Below are 17,625 nucleotides of genomic sequence, written 5' to 3' on the forward strand. Positions count from 1 at the left end.
TGAAGGAGAGTGGTTATGAATAAAAAAATAGTTATTTTATTGAGTACAATTACACTATTTACGGCGTGTAGCAGTTTAAAAAGCAGAGAATACGTTGGAACGTATACATATGGACATGAAGTTGAGATTTTTACTGATGAAAAAACAGGGCAAGAATATTGGATAAATGGAAAAAGCAATGAATTGAATCAATATATGAGTAAATTAGTTCAAGAGGGAATGCCCTATCCAAAGGTAAAAATAAAAATTCGAGGAATTGATAAAGGAAAAGCTAAGAATGAATTAGCTGAAAAAGATGATAGAGTTTTAGAGATCTTAAAATATGAAATTTTGAATTAGGTTTAGGTAAAAAATAAGTTGGCATCAAGATTTTCTTCTTGGTACCAACTATTTTTAAATTAATATCCTATAAAGTATGCGATAACTATAGCAGTAGCTCCGATACTTACCCAGATTCCCATAAGAGGAGCCATCCATTTCACCCATTTCTCATATGAGATTTGTGAAATTGCAAGATAACTCATAAGACCACCTGCAGTTGGATTAATATAATTTGTAAATCCATCTCCATATTGAAAAGCTAAAACAACAGTTTGTCTAGAAACACCAATCATATCTCCTAAAGGAGCCATGATAGGCATAGTCGTCGCTGCTTGTCCACTTCCTGATGGAATGAATAAATTTGTTATAATTTGAACGCAATACATAAGTAAAGCTGAGACAACTCCAGGTAAAGATGAAATTTTGCTAGAAAGATAGAATAAAATAGTATCTATAATCTGTCCATCCTCTAATACGACTAAAATTCCACGAGCTAATCCTACAGCCAGAGCTCCAAAGACTACTCCTCTTGCTCCATCTAAAAAGTTATTAGCAGAATCACTAGGAGAGATTCCAGCTACAAAGCTGGATGCAATTCCCATGAACATAAATATACTGATTAATTGTTCTGTCCCCCAGCCATGTTTTAAAACTCCATATGTTAAAGTTATAAATCCGATTAACATAACTAGAAGAACTCCTTTTTGTCTAAGAGTTAAATCTGGCATGTCTTGTGTATCATTGGAGACATTAGACATAGATTTTTGTTTAACTTCTAAATCAAAAACGACGCTACTAAAAGGATTTTCTTTCACTTTTTTAGCATATCTCATAATATAAATAACTGTTGCAATATATAGAACTATATAGACAGCCACTCTAAATCCCATTCCAGAGTAGATTGGTAGTCCTGCAATCGAATGAGCAACTCCAACTGTAAATGAGTTAATAAATCCACCAACGAAACCAACTCCAGCTCCTAAAGCTACCATAGCCATTCCAACCATAGCATCAAATCCAAGTGCTCTAGCTAAAAGGACTCCAAGCGGAACAAAGGCTATTGCTTCTGTATTCATACCTATTGCCACTCCACCAATTGAAAATACAAATAAAACAACTGGGATTAAAAGCATTCCCTTATTTCTAAAAAGATAAGCTACTTTTGCTATTCCAGAATCGATAGCTCCTGTTTTTTGAATCATATTAAAAAAGCCACATACCAAAAATGTGAAGAAAACAATTCCAGAAGTTGATTGTAGACCTCTTATTAATACAGTAAATAAATTATGCTCACTAAAAGAGAAGAACTTAACTGGAGTATTAGAAACAAATGTAAAAGTTTCTGGAGATATAATCATTCTACCAGAATTTATATCTTTAATTCTTCCATAAACACCAGCAGGAATTATATAAGTTCCTATAAAAGAGAGGATTATCATCCCAGCTATGATAACATAGGTATGAGGAATTTTAAATTTTTCTATTTTAAATTCTTTTTCTTTTATGCCAACCCCACCGTTATTTTTTAAACCTAAATTTGATTCATTATTCATAAAACACACCCCTTTTAAATTTTATATACATCTACCATCTTTTGATTTAATAACTGCTCCCCAACAGTTATAAAATTATTTAAATCACCGGTCACGTAATAACTTATTTTATTATAATTTTTTAAATTTGCAACATTTTTTATTTTTTTTAATTGCTCTCCTACTAATTTAGCAGTTTCTTTAGCTGGATTAACTATATTACAATGAGTTATAGTTTTAATTTTTTCCTCTAAAAATGGGTAATGTGTACATCCTAAAATTAGAGTGTCGATATCTTTTGGAAGTTATTCTATATAACTTTTTAAGATGTTATGAGATTCTTCGTCATCTTTCCATCCTTTTTCTATCATAGGACAAAGTAGTTCACAGCCTTGTTGATACACTTCATAATTTTCATTTAAATTTATAATCGCATTTTTATAAGCATTTGTTTTAGCTGTCAATGGGGTAGAAAGTACCCCTATTTTTCTATTTTTACTTTCCCTAAGGGCCATTTTGGCACCAGGATTTATAACTCCTATAATTGGAAGAGTTGGAAATTTTTCCTTTAAATAATCCAGTGACGCTACCGTTGCAGTATTACAAGCTATAACAATAAGATCTACATTTTTTGTTATTAAAAATTTACTAATTTTATAGCAAAGTTCTTGAATCTCTTCAATTGTTTTAGTCCCATATGGTGAGTTAAAGCTATCCCCATAATAGATAAAATCTACAAAATCAAGTTCTTTTAATAGCTCCTTTAAAACTGTTAACCCACCTACACCTGAATCAAAAACCCCTACTTTCATTTTTTGCCCCCTCAATAGTATATAAAAAATGTATAAAAAAAAGTCTAAAATTATTCTCAAATAGTTTTTAAAAACTATTTTTAAAGATAATTTTAGACCTCATTTACTTTCAAATCATAAATAAGTGTATTTTTTTATTCATTTATTTAATTAATAAATGTTATACCTTAACTTTTTAGGAATGTCAAATTTTTGTTTTTACTTTTCTATTTGACTTTTGATATTTATTGGGGTATATATTATTTGTGGGGATTATTTTATGCTAGGGGAGGGAGTTGATGGGAGAAAAATATATTGTAGGAACTGCAAAAACATCTATAGACAATGCAATAACTAAAAATTACAATAGCTTCTTTGTAGCTTTTATTATTGATAAAAATGGAAAAATTTTAGATGTTGAAGCTTCTACGATTTTAAAAATAACAAATGATTTCATAAAAAAAATTTTTATTGGAAAATATTTTATAGGGGATTTTGATGAAATAAGCTCTATTATATTAAAAAATTATTTAGGATCTTCTCAGAAATCTATAATTGTAGCATATAAAGACGCCATAAAAAAATATAATCAATCAGTGAATTAATACACTTATTTATCTAAAAGACATAAATAAGGTCTAAAATTCTAGTTAATATAGAGTTTTAGACTTTTTTGCATTTATAATAAAGTAAAAAAATGACAATATAAAGAATATTTTAAGGAGGAATAATTTATGAATATAGAACTTTTAAAGAAACACAGTGAAAATATAAAAAAATGGTTAATAGCAGTAAGACGAGATTTTCATGAACATCCTGAATTAGGAACTCAGGAGTTTAGAACTCATAATAGAATTTGTGAATACTTAGATGAGATGAATATACCGTATAGAACTTCATTTAATACTGGTGTCATAGCAGAAATTGAGGGTAAAAATAAAGATATAACGATAGGACTGAGAGGAGATATAGATGCTCTTCCTATACAGGATATAAAAAGTGTTGATTATGCTTCGAAAAATAGTGGAATTTGCCATGCTTGTGGACATGATGTACACACAACTGTGGTTTTAGGAGTGGCAAAATATTTTTATGAAACAAAGGAGAAGCCACCTATAAATATAAGATTATTTTTCCAACCTGCTGAGGAAACTGTTGGAGGAGCAAAACCCATGATTGAAGACGGAGCTCTTGATGGAGTTAATGCTGTTTATGGATTACATGTAGATGAAACTATAGACGTTGGAAAAATAGGAATAAAGTATGGAGCCATGAATGCTTCTTCAGATACTTTGAAAATAAAGATAAAGGGGGAAAGTTGCCATGGAGCCTATCCAAGTAGAGGTGTAGACGCACTTTTAATAGCATCTCATGTGATTATTGCTCTACAGAGTATTGTAAGTAGAAATTTAGATGCTAGAGAATCTGGTGTAATAACAATTGGAACAATAAATGGTGGAACTGCTGGAAATATTATATCAAATGAGATTGAGCTTAGAGGAACTTTAAGAACTTTAGATCCAGATGTTAGAGCTAGAATGAAAAAAAGAATTGAAGAGATTGTAACAACTCTACCTTTAGCTTTTGGCGGAAAGGGTGAGATTGGTATAGAACCTGGCTATACAGCTTTAATAAATCATGATAAATCTGTAGATATTATTAAAAAAAGTGCTACTGAACTTTTTGGAGCGGATAATATCTATGAAAAAAAGTTAGCTAATATGGGAGTGGAAGACTTTGCGTATTTTATTGAAAATACTGAGGGAGCATTTTTTACTTTAGGAGTTAGAAATAATGAGAAAAATATAAAAACTCAAGCTCATAATGGAAACTTTGATATTGATGAGGAAGCGATAGTCAATGGAGTAATGATGCAAATACTAAATGTATATAACTCAATTTAAGGAGGAAAGCATGGAAAGATTTAATCAACTGAAATCTAATTTACAAAATATAATTAATGGTTTTTCAGGAAAAGTAGGTATTATAGTTAAGGTTGATGGAAAAGAGATATTTTCTAAAAATGAAAGTAAAGTTTTTCAATCAGCTAGTCTGATAAAGCTTTTTATTTTGGAAGCTCTATTAGAAAAAATATCTCATGGAGAGTTAGCATATAGTGATAGAAAGAGTGTAAATTTGTCAGATAAGGTTTCGGGGTTTGGAATCTTAAAAATTTTGGACGATAATTTGAATCTAACCATAAAAGATTTAGCAACTTTGATGATAACTTTAAGTGATAACACAGCCACAAATATGTTGATAGATATTTTAGGAATAGATTACATTCAAAGTTTTATTGAAAAAAAAGGTTACTATGAAACTCGACTTCAAAGAAAAATGTATGACTTTGAGGCAAAAGAGAGAGGTTTGGATAATTTTACAAGTGCTAGAGATACCTTAAAAGTTTTAGAAAATCTATATTGTGATAAAACAGCACTTTTTATTCTTAAAAATCAATTGTGTAACTCTAAAATTCCACTATACTTTTTTAGAAAGGTAGAGATAGCTCATAAAACTGGAGATTTAGTAAATATAGAACATGATACCGGAAGAATATTTTTCAAGAATAATTTTGTAGATTTAATTATTTTAGCAGAAGGGGAAAATAAAGAAGCTATTCTTTTAAATAATAGATTGGGTGAGTGTATCTATGAAAACTTTAAAAAATATTAATGAGAAAAAATATGATTTAGTTATAGAAAATGGAACGATTATTTTTGGAGCTTTAAAAAACAAGGAGATTATGAATATTGGAATAATTGGGGATAAGATTGAAACTATTTCTAAGGATAGATTGGATGGAAAAAAAGTTATTGATGCTAGAAATCTTTATGTTGCCCCTGGGTTTATTGATGTTCATAGCCATTCGGATATATCTGGATTCATAGATGAGAGCTGTTCAAGTAAAATTTATCAAGGAGTCACAACAGAGATAAATGGAAATTGTGGAATTGGAATTTCCCCTTGGATAGATGGAAATAGAGAGAATCTTAAAAAGTATATTCAAACTCACTCAGATATAAATTATTATCCAATAGATTTAAATAAAACTAAGTCATTTTTAGTATTAAAAAATTTTTTGAAAGAGAGAAAACTTGTTACAAATCAAGGTTTTCTTGTAGGAGCTGGATGTATTAGAATTGCTGTAATGGGTTTTAAGTCAAGTAAAGCCAATGAAAGTGAAATCGAAAAGATGAAAATACTTTTAGAAGAACAATTTAGAGAGGGAGCGATTGGAATCTCTTTTGGATTGATATATCAGCCCGGAAATTTTATGGATCAAAGAGAGATTTTAGAACTCTTAAAAGTGGTAAAAAAATATGATAAAATCGCATCTTTCCATATGAGAGATGAGGTGAATGAGATTGAAAAATCTATAGAAGAGGTTATCTATTACGGTAGAGAAACTGGGGCGAAGGTCAATATTTCTCATTTAAAAGTAATGAATAAAAAAAATTGGGGGAAAGCTCAAAAGATTATAGAGGCATTAGAGGAAGCTTTTAAGTCTGGAGTGGCAATTTCATTTGATCAGTATCCTTATGAAGCCACATGTACAAACCTTTTTGTTCTTTTGCCTCAAAGCATCTTCAATGGAGATATAGAAACATTTATTAAAGATATTCCTAGTTTTTCTGATGAAGTAATGCTTTTGATAAGAGAAAATATTGAAAAAAGAGGGGGTGGTGAAAATATCGTAATATCTAATAGTTACTTGAAGAACTCATATTTTAATGGTAGGACAATATCTGAGATTTCAAAGTATTTGAATTTAAGTGAAGAAAAAACTGTTTTATATATTCTTGAAAAATCGAGGGGAAAGGCTCAAGGCATATATTTTTCTATGGATTTAAGAGATGTAAAAGAGTTTTTTAAAAGTGATTTAGGAGTTATTGCCAGTGATGGAAACTCTTTGCCAATGGAGGATAGCTTTGAACTAGGAAATCCACATCCAAGAAATTTTGGAACATTTCCAAAGTATGTACATATGGTAAAAAATGAAATTTCGATAGAGCAAATTATAAATAGAGTAACGAAGAAACCGGCTGAATTTTTTAAGATAGAGGGGCGCGGAGAGATTAAAAATGGTAATTTTGCAGATATTACTATTTTTGATTTAGCTAAAGTCAAAGATAGCTCTACTTTTCAAAACTCTTTTCAACGTCCTGTGGGGATAGAGTATGTTGTTATAAATGGAAAGGTAGTTTTAGAAGGTGAAACAGTGTTTAATATTAGAGCTGGGACAGTTTTGGTAAACTAAATGAGTAAAAATATTGGAGGTGATATTTTTATGAATGGATTTATAGAATATTTTATATCTAGGCTTCCAGAAATTGGAATATTATTGAATCAACACATAAAGATTTCTGGAATAGCTGTACTAATTGCAACATTTATTGGAGTTCCAGTTGGAATACTGATAACAAAAAGCCAAAGAGCATCTAAGGCTACTTTAACTGCAGCAGGAATGTTTCAAACAATTCCTAGTTTAGCATTATTTGGGTTAATTATTCCATTTTTAGGGATTGGTTTTAAACCTGCGGTATTTGTTTTATTTCTATACTCGTTATTACCTATTGTAACTAATACCTTTATAGGGATAAGAAATGTTGATTATTCAACAATCCAAGCAGCTATAGGTATGGGAATGACAAACTTTCAACTCCTATTAAAAGTTAAATTTCCAATAGCTTTAGGTGTTATAATGGGAGGAATAAGGATAGCAACAGTTTCAATAATAGGAACCACAACTTTGGCTGCTTTAATTGGTGCTGGTGGATTAGGAGAACTAATTTTTAAGGGTATAGCAACAAGTAATAATTATCTTGTATTATGTGGGGCTATTCCAACTGCAATATTGGCTTTTGTGGCTAATTATCTATTGGGAATTCTTGAAAAAGTTTTAGGACCGTTAGGAAATAAAAAAGAGAAGCAGAAAAATCGTAAAATTTTAGTTGGGGTCGCAATTATGTTAATTTCATTTTTTTTGTTTCAAGTTCAAAAATATATGAATAAAGAGCAGTATGTTGTAATAAAAATAGGGCATAAAACTTTTACAGAGCAACGGATATTAGGTAATATGATAGCTATATTAATTGAAAAAAATACGCCATATAAGGTTAGTTTAACAGAGCTCGGGGGAACAAATATAAATTTTGAAGCTATTAAAAATGGTGAAATTGATATCTACCCTGAATATACAGGGACCTCATTTTTAGCTATTTTAGGTGAAAAAGACTTGCTTTCACCAAGAGAGATATTTTTTAAAGTTAAAGATATCTATAATACTAAGTATAATTTGGATATATTAGAACCCTTAGGATTTGAGAATACATACGCATTGGCGGTAAATAAAAAGTTTTCAGAAAAATATGGAATTAATAAGATTTCTGATTTAAAGAAAATTGCAAATGATTCATATTTGATTGGTGGACATGAATTTATGGAAAGGGTTGATGGATTAAAGGGATTAATAGAAGCCTATAATCTAAATTTTAAGAAAGTAAATTCGATGGAACCTGGATTGATTATACCGACAATCTATTCGGATAAAGCAGAGGTGGGAGTTGTATATTCCACAGATGGGTTATTAGCAAAATATAATCTAGTTGTTTTAGAGGATGATTTAAAGTTTTTTCCACCATATGAAGCTGTAATAACTATCTCAAATAGTTTTAAAAATGAATATGAAGATATAGAAAGAGAGCTTTCTAAATTGAGTAATATGTTCACAAATAAGGATATGCAAAGATTAAATCTTAAAGTGACGGAGGGAGTGGAGAGCGAGTATAATGTTGCAAAGGATGCTTTGAAAGATAAAGGGTTGATAGAGTAGAGATTAAAAATCAAAAAGCAGAGAGAATTATAGATTCCTCTGCTTTTTGATTTAAAAAGTATTATTATTTCAGATTAAGAGTTTAAAAAAAGATTAAATTTTTCATACACAAAATTACACTCCTCTTGACAAAGATCTTCCATATTCATAAATGTATGAATCATATTATCTAAATTGAAATGTAAGACATCAACTTTTGCATCTTTTAATTTGCTAACATACTCAACTCCTTCATCTCTTAAAGGGCAGTATGAAGCTGTAAAAATAAGAGTAGGTGGAATATTTTCAGTAATTTCATTAAAAATAGGTGAAGCTTTTCTTCTATCTTCATCATGTGCAAAATAGTTATTAAAATACCATAATATTTTACCTGACTCTAAAAGATATCCTTTTCCATTTGAAACAATTGAAGGAAATGACATAGTGTAGTCGAGACTTGGGTATATCATAAACATCTTATCAATTACAACAGTGTCATCAAATTGTGCCAACATAGCAACAGAAGCTACAATCGCTCCGCCACCACTATCTCCACCAATTTTTAGACTTCTGATATAATTTATATTTCTAGAATCTAGGGTATTGTAAATATATTTGATTGAATTGTAGGCATCCACTAAACCACATGGATATGGATTTTCTGGTGAAAGCCTATATTCAACAGAGACGACAATATGATTTGTTTTAATTGCAAGTTTTCTACAAATTGGATCATATACAGTAACACTACCGGCCATGTGCCCACCACCATGGAAGTATATAAGAACAGGTAATTTTTCGCTGGGATTTGGATTATATATTCTAACAGGAACATTATAATCAGCGTTGCATATATAGTCATCAAAAATAGTAGCTATTTCTGGAATATTACTAATAAGCCCCTTTGTTAAATTAGCTAATCCTTCTCTAGCATTAACAGGAGTTGGCTTAAATCCTTTGGCAATGAGGTTTGGAACAGTAACATTATTAAAAGTATCTAACCAATTTACTAATTCTTTTTTTAGCATACTTTATCCTCCGATATTTTTTTAGAATTTTTCATGAAAAATGTTGTACCTATGAAGAAAGTTGCTTCTACGAAAACTATAAATATAAACGCCGAATTATCACCGAAATTATCTTTTAGGAATGCAAATGCTTGGATTATTATGATAGATATAAAATAACTTAAAGACCAGAAAATAGAGAATGTAACGGAAATTTTTCTCGGTGTTGTATCAGGTCTATTAAAAGCTAAGGTAACAAATGCAGCCATTGGTAGAAAAATAAAGAATCCTAAACTCATACCCATAAATTTAATAACAGATGTATTATATAGTAACAAAAATCCGATAGCACTTAATAGCTGTAGAAAAGCTGAAATTCTTACAAAATTAAGTTTATTTTCAATTTTTTTAGCTTGGATAGTTCCAACTATAGCTCCTATGACTCCAAAATATATAACATACTTTACATTTTCAGCTCTCATAAAAGTAAATGAAACTAAATAAAATCCTAATAATCCACAATATGAAAGAGAAAAAATCCAGTTGAAACTATCTTTTAGCCCATCTACAAAAGTAAAACTATGTGCAGCATTACTTTGAGCGACTGTATCTTGATCAATAGAAGAACTTAGATAATTCCATAAAAAAACAAGAACAAGTAAAGTAAAAGATATTATTTTTATTGAAAGAGGTGGATTGCTAGAAATACTACTTGCTAAAGTAAGTGTAATAGCTAAACCGACATTGAAAGCGACAGCATTAAGTCCATTTACTATAGTTAACTCCTCTTTTGAAAAAATTTTAGCAACGATAGGATTAATCGTAACCAAAACTAGTGCTCCCCCTAGCCCCAAAGTAAATCTCACTAAAAAAATTAAAGGGAATCCATTTACAAAAGGTAATAAAATTCCTAAAAATATTAACAGAGTTGAATAAGAAAAAACTTTTCTATTTCCTAATTTTGCAATAATTCCCGCAGCTGAAAGACTTCCAATAATCTTAGCTACATTGATGGCATTTGTCATAATGGCCATTTGTGAAGCTGTAAATCCCATTTTTGCAATAAGTATATCACCAGACTTCCAACTCATTGCAAATAGTGCATAGGTAAAAAATAAAACAAATTCAACTAAATATTTCTTTGATTTACTCATTAAAACACCTCCTTTAATTTTAAACTAATCCAGTTATATTATGTAAAACAATAATAAATAAAAGTGCAGCTATTGGAATAAGAACAGTCAGTATTCCAATATCTTTATATCCATCTTTGTGAGTTATTCCACACACCGCTAGTAAAGTGATAACAGCGCCACAATGTGGAAGAGAATCGAGTCCACCAGCAGCAATTAACATTGTTCTATGAATAACTTCAGGACTTAGACCCATTTCTAAAAATGGTTTGGCTAAAGCTTCTAGAGCAATACCAGTTCCTCCAGAAGAAGAACCTGTAACTCCAGCCATTAAACTCGTAGATATAGCAACTTTGTATAATCCTGGAATATTTAGAGCCAATACTTCCTCTTTTATAAGTTCAAAAGCTAAAGTAGCTTTAACTACTCCACCAAATCCAACTATAACAGCTGTATTAAAAATTGGACTTAGAGAACTTTCAGCACCTCTTTCTAACAATGAAAGTGGCGATTTTATTTGTTTTTTAAATAAGATTAAAGATAGAATAATAGCGAGCATAAGAGCTATTGTTACAGGCCAGTTTCCATCAAGCCCACCGTATTGCTTAAATTTATCTATAAAACTTTCACTTTTAAACAGTATATTTATAACAAGCCAGTTAACTATGAATATAACAATTATTGGAAGCGTAGAGATAAAAGGATGAGGGATAGAAGTTGAATCAAAATCTTGAACTTTATCATCATAGTTACCGTACCCTTCACCTTTGGCTTTAGCTTTTTTAGAACTAAATTCTAGCCAAAGAACTCCACAAACCAAAATGATTAGTGCTGCAATAGTACCTAGAATAGGTGCTGCATAAATATTTGTTGACAGATAATTTGTAGGCATTGAATTTAAGTACTGTGGTGATCCTGGTAAGGCAGTCATAGTGAAAGTAAATGCTCCTAATGCAATTGCAGCTGGCATAAGTTTTTTAGGGATATCGGCTTCTTGAAAAAGAGCGACAGCTAAAGGATATACGGCAAAAACAACGACAAAAAGAGAAACTCCACCATATGTAAGAAGAGAAGTTGCTAGTACAACAGCTAGAATAGCTCTATTTTTTCCTAATTTTTTAGAAATAAAGTGTGAGATAGACTTAGCAGCTCCACTATCTCCCATAATTTTACCGAAGATAGCACCACCCAGGAATATAGGAAAATAAGCTCCTATGTACGACGCTGTAACCTTCATAAATGGACCAGTTAAAGCATATAAAGCGGGTAAATCACCTGTGAAATAAGCTAGTCCCATAGATAAAAGTGGGGCTAAAATTAAAATAGAAATGCCTTTAAATGAGAAAAAAATTAAAATAACGATAGAAAAAACTAATGAGAATATACCTAACAATCAAATCACCTCATAAAATTAGTCTTATTGAGAATTGGTTCTTTTGAAAACTTACTTACAAACTTATATTACCTATCTTTATTCTAAAAGTCAACAGTTTTTTTGAAATAAATACAAATTTTAAAAAAATATTGACAATTTAATGTGTATGTGGTTTATATAAAAGTGAGAATCAATTCAAAAAAACTAAAAAAAGAGGTATTTTTATGGAATTTATTAGTGCTAAAGAAGTTGCTAAAAAGATAAAGAATAACTCAGTTGTAGCTACAGGAGGATTTGTAGGGATTGGTGTGGCAGAAGAGATTTTGACAGAAATAGAGAACTATTATTTAGAAAACAAACGACCAACTAATTTAACTTTAATTTATGCTGCTGGTCAAGGAGATGGAAAAGATAAAGGATTAAATCATCTAGCTCATGAAGGAATGGTAAGTAAAGTTATTGGAGGACATTGGGGATTAGCTCCCAAATTGGGAACTCTAGCTTTAGAAAATAAAATTCAAGGATATAATTTACCTCAAGGAGTGATTTCTCATATGTTTAGAGATATAGCTTCTGGTAAAAAGGGAACGATTTCAAAAATAGGCATCGGGACATTTGTTGATCCACAGTTACAAGGGGGAAAAGTTAATGAAGTAACTACAGAGGAGATAGTTAAAGATATTTCTATAGAAGGTGAAAGATATCTTTATTTTAAAGCACCTTCGAAGATAGATTTTGCAATTTTAAGAGGAACCTTGTCTGATGAGGATGGAAATATATCTTTGGAAAAAGAAGCGTTAACATTAGAAAGTTTAGCACTGGCTATGGCTACGAGAAATAGTGGTGGAAAAATAGCTGTACAAGTTGAAAAAAAAGTAAAAAATGGAAGTATTAACCCTAAATTGGTTGGAATACCGAGCATATTTGTGGATTATGTAGTTGTATGCTCTGATGCAAAATATCATCATCAAACTTTTGGAACAGAGTATGATGAAACTTTTGTAAACAGTAGTATTTTAGTAAATGATTTGAAGAAAAAATCAGCATTAGATGAAAGAAAGATAATTGCCAGAAGATGTGCAATGTTTTTGTCAAAAGATGATAAAATATTAAACTATGGAATAGGTATGCCTGAAGGAATTGCAGAGGTTTTAAAAGATGGAAATCAAGAACACTTATTTACTCCGACAGTCGAACCGGGTGCAATTGGTGGAACTCCAGTTGGAGGATTAAGTTTTGGAGCTAGTGTAACCCCACAAGCCATAATAGATCAACCGTATCAATTTGATTTTTATGATGGTGGAGGATTAGATGTAGCATTTTTAGGGTTAGCTCAATGTGATTCTAGTGGAGATATAAATGTTTCTAAATTTGGACCGAAAATAGCTGGTTGTGGAGGTTTTATAAACATTTCTCAGAATGCTAAAAAGGTGGTTTTTTGTGGAACATTTACTGCAGGGGGACTAGAAATAGAAATAAAAGATGATCAGATTAAAATAATAACTGAAGGGAAAAATAAGAAGTTTATAAAAAAGGTTGAGCAAATAACGTTTAGTTCAAAAACAGCTAATTTGAATAATCAACCAGTTTATTACGTTACAGAAAGGGCAGTTTTTAAATTGAGTAAAGATGGACTGGAACTGATAGAGATTGCTCCTGGAATTGATTTAGAAAAAGATGTTCTTAAAAATATGGAGTTTAAACCGATTATATCGCCTGAACTTAAATTAATGGATAAGAGAATATTTGAAGATGATTTTAAATTAAAGTTGTGAAAATAGGGAAGAAATTCCCTATTTTTAATTGAATTGTTTCTTTGAATGAAGTAGAATGTATAAGTGAATTAAGTTATATTGTTGAAGGAGAAGTAATGAGTACAAAGGAAAAAATTATCGAAGCAGCAATTGAATTATTTTATGAAATTCCATATGGGGAAGTTTCTTTACTTCAAATAAGCAAAAATGCTCAAGTTTCAAATGGGATAATATATAAATATTTTAGAAATAAAGAGGAGTTATTTCAGCATCTATTGGAAATAGTTTCTGAAAGAGTTGAAAAAAAATTGGAAAATATTTTGGATGGTACAAGAGAAGAAAAGTTAAAAAATTATATTCGTCTCAATGTTGAAATGACTCAAGAAGAAAAAAAGCTTATTAAAATATTTAGAGAAGGTCAATATAAGTTTATACAGTATGAGAAACGTATAAAGAGAGCATATTTAAAAAAGTTAGAGGAGATATTTGAGAGAAAATTAGATGAATTTGAAATAATTTATATATTGGGTTCTATTAGATTCATCAATATAAGTTATAATTCAAGAGGTATGAAATATGATATTGATTTTTTAGTAAAAATAATTTTTAATGGTTTTACAGAGAGCTATATTGAGAATTTAGATGAGATTTATAATGCGAATCTTTATAAAAGAATTATATTAAATTCAGATAATTTTAAGCATAAATTTTTAGAAAAAGGGGAAAAATTATTTGGATTGAATGAATATCATGATGTAAAAATAAAAGATATAACTGAAAAACTAGATTGTTCTATTGGGTTATTCTATAGTTTTTTTAATAGCAAAGACACATTTTTAGTTGAAATCATAGAGAAGTTAAAAAAAGAAATCTTATTTCTAATAAAAGATAACTATAATGAAGAGTTCAATACGAATCAATTATATGTCATGTATTTATATATATTTATAGAATTTTATAAAAGTGCAAGTTATAAGTATAAGTTACTTAGAGATGTTGAGTTCATAAATTTTGATGTCTATATAGATTATTTGGATAAAATTGAAAAATTACACATAGATATTTTGAAAAAAAACAATTTCTCAGTAAGTGAGAGTAGAATCATTGCAAATCTTATTTTAGGTGTTCAACATTATATTGGAATTGAAATATTTTTTACAAAAGAGATTAATGATATAGATGGATTGTTAAAAAATATGAGTTTATTATTTAAGAATGGGATAAAAAAGCTTGATTAGATTCAAGCTTTTTTATTTTTTTTGTAAAAAATATTGACTTTAAAAATTAAAAGTGGTATTAAGATATTGAGAATTGGTTCGTTATAGGAAAAAATAAAAAAATTAAATAGGAGGAAAATATGAGTAAAATATATATTATTGATGCAAAAAGAACGGCAATTGGTTCATTTTTAGGTAGTTTAAAGAATGTATCTCCAAGTGATTTAGGAGCAATAGTAGTAAAAGAACTATTAAAAGATAACAATCTATCAGGACATGAGTTGGATGAAGTTATTATAGGAAATATATTGTCAGCGGGACAAGGGCAGGGAATAGGTAGACAAGTTGCTATAAAGGGTGGTGTTCCATTTGAGGTCCCAGCATATTCATTAAATATGTTGTGTGGAAGTGGAATGAAATCTGTTATGGTCGGTTACTCGAATATAAAGAGTGGATTATCCGATTTAGTGATTTGTGGAGGAACAGAGGTTATGTCACAAGCACCATTTGTGAGTCCAAAGGAGGTAAGAGAAGGCTTTAAGATGGGAGAATTTAAATTTCAAGATAGTATGTTGGTTGATGCATTAACGGATGCTTTTGACAAAATTCATATGGGAGTAACTGCAGAGAATATAGCTGAAAAATACTCTATAACAAGAGAAGAACAGGACAAATTTGCAATAAAATCTCAAGAAAAAGCAATAAAAGCTATTGATGAAAAGAAATTTGAAAAAGAAATTGTACCAGTTGAGATTATAGATAGGAAACAAACTATAATTTTTGATACTGATGAATATCCAAATAGAAAAACATCACTAGAGAAGTTAGGCACATTAAAAACAGTATTTAAAAAAGATGGAACTGTAACAGCTGGAAATGCTTCGGGTATAAATGACGGTGCTAGTGCTATTCTTCTAGCGAGTGAAGAAGCTGTTAAAAAATATGATTTAAAACCATTAGTTGAAATAGTAGGTATTGGTCAAGGAGGAGTAGACCCTAAAATTATGGGAATGGGACCTGTTCCAGCTATAAAAGAAGCACTAAAAATGGCAAAATTAGACCTTAAAGATATGGATTTAATTGAATTGAATGAAGCTTTTGCAGCTCAAGCATTGGGAGTTATGTTTGAGTTAAAAAATGAATATGGAGTTACTGATGAATTTTTTGGTGAAAGATGCAATGTGAATGGTGGTGCAATTGCTTTAGGACATCCTGTTGGTGCAAGTGGGAATAGAATTATAACTACTTTAGTTCATGAAATGTTAAGGCGAAAAAGTAGATATGGTTTAGCAAGTCTTTGTATAGGTGGAGGAATGGGAACAGCTGAGGAATGGGAACAGCTGTAGTAGTTAAATCAATATAAAATATAAATAAAAAGGGAGATGAAATACATGAGATTAGATGGAAAAATAGCAGTAGTAACAGGTGGGGCAAGAGGGATAGGGGCTGTAATTTGTGAAAAATTAGCTGAAAAAGGAGCCACAGTTTTTTCATGTGATTTGGGTGTGGGCGAATTTACAGACCCAAAAATTAAAATGATAAATTTGAATGTAACAGATAGAATAGGAATAGCACAATTTGTTGAAGATGTAAAAAAACAATATGGAAAAATTGATATATTGGTAAATAATGCTGGAATAACAAAAGATTCATTGATTCAAAAAATGACAGAAGATGCGTGGGATGCTGTAATTGATGTTAATTTAAAAGGTGTATTTAATATGACTCAAGCTATTGTTCCTTTAATGTTTGAAAATAGAAGTGGAAGTATAATAAATTTATCTTCTGTAGTTGGAGTGTATGGAAATATTGGACAAACAAATTACGTAGCAACAAAATCTGGAGTTATTGGACTAACTAAAGCTTGGGCAAAAGAGTTTGCTAGAAAAGGTGATCAAATTAGAACAAATGCGATAGCACCAGGATTTATAAAAACTCCAATGACAAAGGATCTTCCTGAAAAAGTGATAAATACTATGATAGAAAAAACACCATTGAAAAAAATGGGTGAACCTGAAGATATAGCGAATGCAGTTTTATTTTTAGCAAGTGATTTATCTAAATTTGTAACTGGTCAAATTATAGGTGTAGATGGTGGGCTTGTAATCTAGTTTTGGTAACTACAAATTAAAAAGGGGGATTCAATTATGGAATTTTCAGAGTTAAAAGTAGGAATGAAAGACAGTGTAAGTAAAACAATAACAGAAACAGATATTATTTTATTTGCTGGAATAACAACTGATTTAAATCCTGCTCATATAAATGAGGAGTATGCAAAGACAACAATATTTAAGCGTCGTATAGCACATGGGATGTTAAGTGCTGGCTTGATATCGGCTGCTTTGGGGACAAAGTTACCTGGTGAGGGAAGTATATATATGGGGCAGGAGCTAAAGTTTTTAGCTCCTGTATATGCTGAGGATACAATAACAGCTATAGTAGAGGTAATAGAACTAATTCCGGAGAAAAGTAGAGTTATTTTGAAAACTATCTGTGTTAATCAAAATGGAGTGGAAGTAATTACTGGAAAAGCTACACTGATGAAAAAATAAAAAATTAGGAGGAAATAAATGGATTTTACATTAACTAAATCGCAAGAACTTTTTAAGCAAATGATAACAGCTTTTGCTGAAAATGAAGTTAAACCTCTTGCTGCTGAAATTGATGAGGAAGAGAGATTCCC

The 17,625-nt window shown here is 30.2% G+C and carries 17 protein-coding genes; 12 read left to right on the forward strand and 5 right to left on the reverse strand.

Annotated features, from left to right (window positions below; genetic code table 11):
- Positions 1 to 15: 15 nt before the first annotated feature.
- Positions 16 to 339, forward strand: a complete 324-nt coding sequence (locus ACWI69_RS00925; RefSeq protein ID WP_448819995.1) for a hypothetical protein — start codon at positions 16 to 18, stop codon at positions 337 to 339.
- Positions 340 to 398: 59 nt separating this feature from the next.
- Here the strand turns inward: ACWI69_RS00925 and ACWI69_RS00930 are convergent, their stop codons facing one another.
- Positions 399 to 1,874: a YfcC family protein gene (locus ACWI69_RS00930; RefSeq protein ID WP_448819996.1), complete on the reverse strand. Its 1,476-nt coding sequence runs from the start codon at positions 1,872 to 1,874 to the stop codon at positions 399 to 401.
- Positions 1,875 to 2,158: 284 nt separating this feature from the next.
- Positions 2,159 to 2,665 carry a glutamate racemase gene (gene murI, locus ACWI69_RS00935; protein WP_448819997.1) on the reverse strand — a complete coding sequence of 169 codons (507 nt, stop codon included), beginning with the start codon at positions 2,663 to 2,665 and terminating at the stop codon, positions 2,159 to 2,161.
- A 278-nt stretch (positions 2,666 to 2,943) separates the two neighbouring features.
- Here murI and ACWI69_RS00940 point away from each other — a divergent pair, with 278 nt between their 5' ends.
- The 5 genes from ACWI69_RS00940 to ACWI69_RS00960 all read left to right on the forward strand — a co-directional run bounded on the left by ACWI69_RS00940 (position 2,944) and on the right by ACWI69_RS00960 (position 8,477).
- A complete protein-coding gene (locus ACWI69_RS00940) occupies positions 2,944 to 3,249 on the forward strand; it encodes a DUF3870 domain-containing protein (RefSeq protein WP_448819998.1) in 306 nt (101 codons plus the stop codon).
- Between the two features lie 129 nt (positions 3,250 to 3,378).
- Positions 3,379 to 4,548 carry a M20 metallopeptidase family protein gene (locus tag ACWI69_RS00945; RefSeq protein WP_448819999.1) on the forward strand — a complete coding sequence of 390 codons (1,170 nt, stop codon included), beginning with the start codon at positions 3,379 to 3,381 and terminating at the stop codon, positions 4,546 to 4,548.
- 10 nt (positions 4,549 to 4,558) lie between these two features.
- Complete coding sequence (locus ACWI69_RS00950; RefSeq protein ID WP_448820000.1) at positions 4,559 to 5,317, forward strand: serine hydrolase; 759 nt, start codon at positions 4,559 to 4,561, stop codon at positions 5,315 to 5,317.
- Entirely contained in the window at positions 5,295 to 6,902 is a 1,608-nt protein-coding gene (locus ACWI69_RS00955) for an N-acyl-D-amino-acid deacylase family protein (protein ID WP_448820001.1), read from the forward strand. Before ACWI69_RS00950 ends, ACWI69_RS00955 begins: the two co-directional genes overlap by 23 nt.
- A 30-nt stretch (positions 6,903 to 6,932) precedes the next feature.
- Positions 6,933 to 8,477 (forward strand): glycine betaine ABC transporter substrate-binding protein, encoded by a 1,545-nt coding sequence (locus ACWI69_RS00960; protein ID WP_448820002.1) that lies wholly within the window; start codon positions 6,933 to 6,935, stop codon positions 8,475 to 8,477.
- A 74-nt stretch (positions 8,478 to 8,551) separates the two neighbouring features.
- Here ACWI69_RS00960 and ACWI69_RS00965 read toward each other — a convergent pair whose 3' ends face one another.
- From ACWI69_RS00965 to ACWI69_RS00975, 3 genes are read right to left on the reverse strand one after another with little or no spacing between them, the layout of a single operon-like run.
- Positions 8,552 to 9,484 carry an alpha/beta hydrolase gene (locus ACWI69_RS00965; RefSeq protein ID WP_448820003.1) on the reverse strand — a complete coding sequence of 311 codons (933 nt, stop codon included), beginning with the start codon at positions 9,482 to 9,484 and terminating at the stop codon, positions 8,552 to 8,554.
- Positions 9,478 to 10,617: an MFS transporter gene (locus tag ACWI69_RS00970; protein WP_448820004.1), complete on the reverse strand. Its 1,140-nt coding sequence runs from the start codon at positions 10,615 to 10,617 to the stop codon at positions 9,478 to 9,480. The genes ACWI69_RS00965 and ACWI69_RS00970 overlap by 7 nt, the downstream gene beginning before the upstream one ends.
- A 19-nt stretch (positions 10,618 to 10,636) precedes the next feature.
- Positions 10,637 to 11,989: a GntP family permease gene (locus tag ACWI69_RS00975; RefSeq protein ID WP_448820005.1), complete on the reverse strand. Its 1,353-nt coding sequence runs from the start codon at positions 11,987 to 11,989 to the stop codon at positions 10,637 to 10,639.
- Between the two features lie 206 nt (positions 11,990 to 12,195).
- Between ACWI69_RS00975 and ACWI69_RS00980 the strand changes: the two genes are divergently transcribed.
- The 6 genes from ACWI69_RS00980 to ACWI69_RS01005 all read left to right on the forward strand — a co-directional run.
- On the forward strand, positions 12,196 to 13,746 hold the full coding sequence (locus ACWI69_RS00980) for an acyl CoA:acetate/3-ketoacid CoA transferase (RefSeq protein ID WP_448820006.1): 1,551 nt from the start codon (positions 12,196 to 12,198) through the stop codon (positions 13,744 to 13,746).
- 41 nt (positions 13,747 to 13,787) lie between these two features.
- Entirely contained in the window at positions 13,788 to 14,963 is a 1,176-nt protein-coding gene (locus tag ACWI69_RS00985) for a TetR/AcrR family transcriptional regulator (protein ID WP_448820007.1), read from the forward strand.
- 119 nt (positions 14,964 to 15,082) lie between these two features.
- The gene (locus tag ACWI69_RS00990; RefSeq protein ID WP_448820008.1) at positions 15,083 to 16,288 is read left to right on the forward strand and encodes an acetyl-CoA C-acetyltransferase; all 1,206 of its coding nucleotides are present in this window, start codon (positions 15,083 to 15,085) and stop codon (positions 16,286 to 16,288) included.
- Positions 16,289 to 16,333: 45 nt separating this feature from the next.
- On the forward strand, positions 16,334 to 17,053 hold the full coding sequence (locus tag ACWI69_RS00995) for a beta-ketoacyl-ACP reductase (RefSeq protein WP_448820009.1): 720 nt from the start codon (positions 16,334 to 16,336) through the stop codon (positions 17,051 to 17,053).
- A 36-nt stretch (positions 17,054 to 17,089) separates the two neighbouring features.
- On the forward strand, positions 17,090 to 17,494 hold the full coding sequence (locus tag ACWI69_RS01000; protein ID WP_448820010.1) for a MaoC family dehydratase: 405 nt from the start codon (positions 17,090 to 17,092) through the stop codon (positions 17,492 to 17,494).
- 18 nt (positions 17,495 to 17,512) lie between these two features.
- The coding region (locus ACWI69_RS01005; RefSeq protein WP_448820012.1) for an acyl-CoA dehydrogenase family protein at positions 17,513 to 17,625 on the forward strand (113 nt) is incomplete at its 3' end.

The organism is Cetobacterium sp. (assembly GCF_977044495.1).

Bases quoted from the DNA above. Each gene is read 5' to 3' on its own strand.
- ACWI69_RS00925 (WP_448819995.1), top strand. From the start codon at position 16: ATGAATAAAAAAATAGTTATTTTATTGAGTACAATTACACTATTTACG.
- ACWI69_RS00930 (WP_448819996.1), bottom strand. From the start codon at position 1,874: ATGAATAATGAATCAAATTTAGGTTTAAAAAATAACGGTGGGGTTGGC.
- murI (WP_448819997.1), bottom strand. From the start codon at position 2,665: ATGAAAGTAGGGGTTTTTGATTCAGGTGTAGGTGGGTTAACAGTTTTA.
- ACWI69_RS00940 (WP_448819998.1), top strand. From the start codon at position 2,944: ATGGGAGAAAAATATATTGTAGGAACTGCAAAAACATCTATAGACAAT.
- ACWI69_RS00945 (WP_448819999.1), top strand. From the start codon at position 3,379: ATGAATATAGAACTTTTAAAGAAACACAGTGAAAATATAAAAAAATGG.
- ACWI69_RS00950 (WP_448820000.1), top strand. From the start codon at position 4,559: ATGGAAAGATTTAATCAACTGAAATCTAATTTACAAAATATAATTAAT.
- ACWI69_RS00955 (WP_448820001.1), top strand. From the start codon at position 5,295: ATGAAAACTTTAAAAAATATTAATGAGAAAAAATATGATTTAGTTATA.
- ACWI69_RS00960 (WP_448820002.1), top strand. From the start codon at position 6,933: ATGAATGGATTTATAGAATATTTTATATCTAGGCTTCCAGAAATTGGA.
- ACWI69_RS00965 (WP_448820003.1), bottom strand. From the start codon at position 9,484: ATGCTAAAAAAAGAATTAGTAAATTGGTTAGATACTTTTAATAATGTT.
- ACWI69_RS00970 (WP_448820004.1), bottom strand. From the start codon at position 10,617: ATGAGTAAATCAAAGAAATATTTAGTTGAATTTGTTTTATTTTTTACC.
- ACWI69_RS00980 (WP_448820006.1), top strand. From the start codon at position 12,196: ATGGAATTTATTAGTGCTAAAGAAGTTGCTAAAAAGATAAAGAATAAC.
- ACWI69_RS00990 (WP_448820008.1), top strand. From the start codon at position 15,083: ATGAGTAAAATATATATTATTGATGCAAAAAGAACGGCAATTGGTTCA.
- ACWI69_RS00995 (WP_448820009.1), top strand. From the start codon at position 16,334: ATGAGATTAGATGGAAAAATAGCAGTAGTAACAGGTGGGGCAAGAGGG.
- ACWI69_RS01000 (WP_448820010.1), top strand. From the start codon at position 17,090: ATGGAATTTTCAGAGTTAAAAGTAGGAATGAAAGACAGTGTAAGTAAA.